The 6,000-nt window shown below is 42.2% G+C and carries 5 protein-coding genes; 1 reads left to right on the top strand and 4 read right to left on the bottom strand.

The genetic code is table 11. The annotated features are described in order from the left end of the window. Nucleotides 1–5 precede the first annotated feature (5 nt). Nucleotides 6–473 (bottom strand): DUF6078 family protein, encoded by a 468-nt coding sequence (locus tag DXA54_RS17875; RefSeq protein WP_120080213.1) that lies wholly within the window; start codon nucleotides 471–473, stop codon nucleotides 6–8. Nucleotides 474–627: 154 nt separating this feature from the next. Beyond that, on the bottom strand, nucleotides 628–1,896 hold the full coding sequence (locus DXA54_RS17870; RefSeq protein WP_120080211.1) for an ATP-binding protein: 1,269 nt from the start codon (nucleotides 1,894–1,896) through the stop codon (nucleotides 628–630). Nucleotides 1,897–2,173: 277 nt separating this feature from the next. Between DXA54_RS17870 and DXA54_RS17865 the strand changes: the two genes are divergently transcribed. Beyond that, nucleotides 2,174–3,496, top strand: coding sequence for an ATP-binding protein (locus DXA54_RS17865; protein WP_008649799.1), 1,323 nt, complete (start codon nucleotides 2,174–2,176; stop codon nucleotides 3,494–3,496). A 76-nt stretch (nucleotides 3,497–3,572) separates the two neighbouring features. On the opposite strand, the gene DXA54_RS17860 is transcribed toward DXA54_RS17865, so the two are convergent. Both DXA54_RS17860 and purE read right to left on the bottom strand, forming a co-directional pair. Next, nucleotides 3,573–5,414, bottom strand: coding sequence for a 4-hydroxy-3-methylbut-2-en-1-yl diphosphate synthase (locus DXA54_RS17860; protein WP_120080209.1), 1,842 nt, complete (start codon nucleotides 5,412–5,414; stop codon nucleotides 3,573–3,575). Further along, on the bottom strand, nucleotides 5,414–5,923 hold the full coding sequence (gene purE / locus DXA54_RS17855) for a 5-(carboxyamino)imidazole ribonucleotide mutase (RefSeq protein WP_120080207.1): 510 nt from the start codon (nucleotides 5,921–5,923) through the stop codon (nucleotides 5,414–5,416). Before purE ends, DXA54_RS17860 begins: the two co-directional genes overlap by 1 nt. Between the last annotated feature and the right edge of the window lie 77 nt (nucleotides 5,924–6,000).

Genomic DNA, 6,000 nt, shown 5'->3' with positions numbered 1-6,000 from the left:
TTTATTCACAATAGAAGAAGTACCACCAAATTTGACGAAGAACCTTTATATTCTTCTGTGTAGGAATCAAATGCAGGTTCTTCCGTTATTCCTTTTTGGCGGAAAATCCGCCGGATATATTCCTGTTGTTCCGGAGCGAGATATTTCTCTTTACGATAGAAGCGGTAATACATTCCCCGTCCGAAATGGCTTAACATCAAGCTTTTAAGTTGTTCCGCATCCTTATGGGGCACGTTATCCAACAAGTGCCTGACTCCCCACGCTACACGTATTTTCTGTACCGGCTTATAAAAAGAACAAGCATTCGCATCTTCCGGGATGCAATTGGGATTTACCACAGACAGAGTGGGATACTGGTCGGTACTATGCATTGCCACCAAACGATGCAGGCATTTTTCTCCTTTCGGACATCGGCTGTTAAAGCAATGAGCGAAACTATAAGGCACTGACTGATAGTCAAAATTATCTTCCATTATTATTCCAAGTTTTATTTCCTATTTGGCAGAGCAAAGTTACAGCAAATTATCAGCCATACAATTTATATCGCACTTTATTTTTCTGAACATTCCTCAAAATAATAACCAGACTATTTATTCCAACATAGCGACAAATGTTTCGTGCCTCTCCCTACCGCAACAACCATTTCCAAACAGGTACGACTTCTATGTCCAACTCATCTGCTGAAACAGTCCTTTCCTCATCCCAAGTAATGACAAAGGCTTTTTTGATGCCAAAAACTTCCGACATTTTACATAAAGCCCTGATTTCCCGTTCCCGAGTGAGCGGATCATCAATGCTATATGATACTTGTATAGCCATTTCTTCATCAGGAATATAAAAATCCACCTCCACACCTTTATGATAAAAGAACACTCTATCTTCCTCTTTTCCATACCGTTCTATCAAATTTATAGCTACAATATTCTCCAACAACTTAGTTTCGGCATTAATCAGAAAATTACCAAGCAGTCCATTGTCATAAAAATATCTTTTACAACTAGACATACGTTCAGCTACCGAATCTGTAAAATTAGGAATATTAAAAGTCAGATAGACATCATTCATATAAGTCAGATAATCCGCCAATGTATTACGGCTGATGCCACTACCTGAAGATTTTACAATATGCAATAGTCGTGTCTGTGTAGTTGGCTGCATGACACTTTCAGCAAGTTTCTTTGCTAGCAGGCGGATAGCGCCACTATTGCGAATCTCGTTACGTGCTATAATATCCCCCAACAAAATCTTTTGATATAACGAATTAATCCATTCCCGTTTATCTGTCAGAGAGAACGTTTCGGCAAAACCGCCGAAATGGAAATAGGTATTGAATAATTTAATGACCTCCAACCGTTGCTCCGGATCAAATTCCCAGTTTGTCTTCAAGTGAATTTGATGAAAAGTCAAATACTCGGCAAATGAAAAAGGAAATACTTCCCGTATGATATACCGTCCGCCTAAAGTAGTGGCAATATCCCTGCTAAGCATTCTCGCATTGCTTCCGGTTATGAAAACCCTATATTTAGAATCTGCCAGTCTACGAGCGAATTTTTCCCATCCTTCAATATTCTGAATCTCATCAAGATAAACCAAGGGTTTGCGGTTATCATACATTTCAGCATAACATTCCAACAGAAGTCCCAGTTCTGAAGCCTCAATGGAAGAGATACGTTCATCTTCAAAATTAATATAAAGGCAATCTTCAAGGGTCGCCTTGCCCGATCTCACAAGATTCTGTATATCCTGATACATCTGATAAGATTTACCCGCCCGACGAATACCGACCAGAACATAATTCGCCTGCTCCTCAAAATAGATCGGTCTTTCAACCAACTGAATCTTACCGATTTCTTGCTGACGTTCGGCTATAATTGCCTTTATTATCCGTTTTTCCATAAAATATGCTTTTTATATTGCACAAATATAGCGAAATTATGCTCAATATATTAAGCAATACACCCTTTTTCTTTCCAACTATAGCTAATATTTCCTATATAGCCCATACCACACGGACTACCCGAAAAGGAGATGTACCTTATCTTTGACACATCTTTTTTCCAGGGAAGGATAAAGAATTTATAAAAAGAAAGAAAAAGTTTGCCGTTCCCTTAAGAATAAATATCTTTGTAACCGTGGTTACAGTAACCACAGTTACTAATATAATTCACTGATTATGAGGTTTTATAATAGAGAAGAAGAACTAAAAGAGCTAAAACGAATTCAGCAATTGGCATTTGAGGAAAGTTCAAGAATGACAGTCGTTACCGGTCGCCGTAGAATTGGGAAGACGAGCCTCATCATGAAAGCCGTTGAACAGACTCCCACTGTCTACTTATTTATAGGGCGCAAAAATGAAGCAACTTTGTGCGAAGAATTCATCCCACTTATCGCACAAGCCCTGCAAATCTTTGTTCCGACAGAAATCCGAAGTTTCCGAAACTTATTCCAATACCTAATGCAGCTTTCGACACAACGGACTTTCAACCTGGTTATTGATGAATTTCAGGAATTCTATACTATTAATGAATCCATATTCAGCGATATGCAAAATATTTGGGACCAATATCGGAAGTCCTCACACATGAATTTAATTGTCAGTGGTTCCATCTACTCTCTTATGCAAAAAATTTTCCAAAACAACAAAGAGCCACTCTTCGGAAGAGCCGATAACATAATCAAGCTGTCAGCTTTCAGTCTCTCTGTTCTAAAAGAAATCATGTATGAATATGCCCCGACACATTCGAATGATGATCTTTTAGCACTTTATACTTTTACTGGCGGGGTGCCTAAATACGTGGAACTTTTTTGCGACAACCATACGCTTCACGTGGAAAGTATGATCCATTTTATGGCTCGCGATAATTCTCCCTTTACCGAAGAAGGAAAAAATTTGTTGATAGAAGAATTCGGGAAAAATTACGGAACCTACTTTTCTATTTTAAGTGCAATTGCCGGAGGCAGAAATACACAAGCAGAAATTGAGGCAGCACTAGGAGAAAAAAGCGCAGGTGGCTATCTGAAACGTCTGATAGACGATTATAATATTATCATACGTCAACGTCCCATTTTAGCAAAAGAGAACTCGACGACTGTCCGATATGAAATATGCGATAATTTTATCAGGTTCTGGTTCAATTACTTCGATCGTAACCGTTCATTGATAGAAATTAAAAACTTTGTAGGGCTGCGTAATATCATAGAAACTGATTATCCAACCTACAGCGGAAAGATATTAGAACTTTACTTCAAACAGAAATTCGCTGAAAGTTATCAATTCCGCGCTATCGGGTCATGGTGGGAAACCAAAGGGAATCAAAACGAAATAGATATTGTTGCACTCTGTCTTGAAAAAAACAAAGCAGTAGTTGCTGAAGTAAAACGCCAACGTAAAAACTTTAAGCCAGAGTTGCTGGAACAGAAAGTTGAACATTTGAAGAAAAAGCTATTGCCTCGTTATACTATTGAAACAATGTGTTTGTCATTGGAAGATATGTAGTACATAGTTAGGCACGGATGACAGGTTTTCTATGAGATCAGTACCCCATCACCTGTATTCCGTGCCCAATATAATATCATTGTTGGTTTTCTTCCCGGTCTGTCCGGATAAACTCCAGAAGTCGTTCTACCGCTTCTTCTTCAGGAATATTTTTCTCTACGCACACCTTGCCTTTATAGAGACTGATTTTCCCCCGTCCTGCTCCTACATAGCCGTAGTCTGCATCTGCCATCTCACCGGGACCATTCACGATACACCCCATGATGCCGATCTTCAAGCCTTTCAAATGTGAAGTGGCTGCCTTAATACGGGCAATAGTCTTTTCCAAATCGTAAAGTGTACGGCCGCAACCGGGACAAGATATATATTCTGTTTTGGAGGTACGGGTACGTCCGGCCTGCAAGATTCCGAAAGCAGTAGCATCAACGACGGCATGGCTCAAGTTACCCTGATTGAACAGGAAGATGCCATCACAAAGACCGTCAAAAATCAAGGCTCCCATATCGACTGCGGACTTTATCTGCAAATTCTCCGCATCATCTTCCGAATAATGCTGGAAGAAGACAACCGGATTTTGTAAACCTTCCGTCATTAGTTGATGTACCAGTGCACGGTGCTCACCCAAACGGTTCGGATGATTGCTTTGGGAGACAATCACTACCTCCGGATGATGTTTCAGACAGGCTATCACTTCATCCGTTTGTGCCATGTAGGGCATAAACAGGAATTTAAGCTCTGCATTGCATTCTCCCATTAAAGGCAGCTGTGCATGATTGAATGCAGGCCAGCTTCCGTCTTCTCCCTGCCATACATCCGCATCAAGAATATATTCTACTCCGTCTTCCCGTTGATCGGGCAAGGTTCTTCCGGCGTAAATATAGTCCGGTGTGAATTGCGGGTTTACCTCTTTCTTCCCGTCCATGCGGTCGGCAATAACCACAGGTACATGTTCACCTCCGATATTACGGACGGCTTTTGTCTTGCGACGTTCGGGAGACAGATAATTGAATTCCGGTGCTTCCAATCCCGGAATATAAGGATGATCCTGCCTCAACAGAACATAATCCACCAGTTTACGGGCCACCGGAATTTCTGCTTCAGGAGCTTCGCTCAAAGATACCCGAATAGTATCTCCCAATCCGTCACTCAATAGCGCACCGATGCCAAGGGCGGACTTGATACGTCCGTCTTCTCCATCTCCGGCTTCTGTCACCCCGAGGTGTAATGGGAAAGCCATCCCTTCTTTTTCCATGACGTCTACCAACAGGCGGACGGTTTTTACCATGACCACCGTATTAGAAGCCTTGATGGAAATCACCACATCCGTGAAGTTTTCCTCTACACAGATACGGAGAAACTCCATGCAGGACTCTACCATTCCCGCGGGGGTATCGCCATAACGGGACATGATACGATCGGACAGAGAGCCATGATTTACTCCGATCCGGATAGCTGTGTGATTCTTTTTACAGATATTCAGGAACGGGACAAACCGGTCATGGATTTTCTGTATTTCCTGCGCATACTCCTCGTCTGTATATTCCAGTTTTTTAAAAGTACGCGCAGCATCTACATAATTTCCCGGATTGATTCGCACCTTTTCGGCGTATTGAGCAGCCACGTCTGCCACTTTCGGATTGAAATGCACATCGGCAACCAACGGAACCATATATCCCTGGCTACGCAGTCCGATATTAATGTTCATCAGGTTTTCGGCTTCTTTGATGCCCTGGGTTGTGAGGCGGACATACTCTCCACCTGCATCAACAATACGTTTCGCCTGTTCCACACAAGCCTGTGTATCCTGCGTAGACGTGTTTGTCATCGACTGGACACGAATAGAATTGGGGCCGCCCAACGGCACAGCCCCAATATTTACTTCTGTGGTTTCTCTTCGAAAATAATTGAATAGATCCATTAGTTCGTTTTATATTCAAACTTCACTTCTTTCAGTTCTTCGTTTGCTTTTACGATTTTCTTTTTCAGTCCTTCCTTGTAAGCAGCAAAAGCTTCTGCCAGTTTCTCATCGCTCAATGCCAGCATCTGGATGGCAAGGATAGCGGCATTCATCGCTCCGTTGATGGCAACCGTTGCTACAGGAATGCCCGGAGGCATCTGAATGATAGAATAAAGTGCGTCCACACCATCGAGCACGGAACCTTTTACAGGTACTCCGATTACCGGCAATGTAGTGTTAGCCGCAATTACACCGGGAAGGGCGGCAGCCATTCCGGCAGCAGCGATAATTACTTTAATGCCACGGTTGTGGGCATTCTTCGCAAACTCTTCCACAGCTTCGGGCGTGCGGTGAGCAGAAAGAGCGTTCATTTCGAACGGTACATGCATATCATTCAGCAGCTGTGCAGCCTTCTCCATAACAGGAAGGTCGGACGTGCTGCCCATGATAATACTTACAATTGGAGTCATAGAATAAAAATTAAAAGCCTCTTCACAGCCCTTTCACGAAGAGAGGGGGTTCAGCTACATTCAACTTATATTAGTTA

This window comes from Bacteroides sp. OF03-11BH, assembly GCF_003604005.1.
In the GTDB taxonomy this organism is placed as follows: domain Bacteria; phylum Bacteroidota; class Bacteroidia; order Bacteroidales; family Bacteroidaceae; genus Bacteroides; species Bacteroides ovatus.
The sequence above is the reverse complement of the archived record's forward strand: the minus strand, read 5'-3'. Positions and strand labels throughout refer to the sequence as shown.

Excerpts from the sequence above, each read along its gene's own strand:
- DXA54_RS17860 (WP_120080209.1), bottom strand. The coding sequence starts at position 5,414 with ATGGATCTATTCAATTATTTTCGAAGAGAAACCACAGAAGTAAATATT.
- purE (WP_120080207.1), bottom strand. The coding sequence starts at position 5,923 with ATGACTCCAATTGTAAGTATTATCATGGGCAGCACGTCCGACCTTCCT.
- DXA54_RS17865 (WP_008649799.1), top strand. The coding sequence starts at position 2,174 with ATGAGGTTTTATAATAGAGAAGAAGAACTAAAAGAGCTAAAACGAATT.
- DXA54_RS17870 (WP_120080211.1), bottom strand. The coding sequence starts at position 1,896 with ATGGAAAAACGGATAATAAAGGCAATTATAGCCGAACGTCAGCAAGAA.
- DXA54_RS17875 (WP_120080213.1), bottom strand. The coding sequence starts at position 473 with ATGGAAGATAATTTTGACTATCAGTCAGTGCCTTATAGTTTCGCTCAT.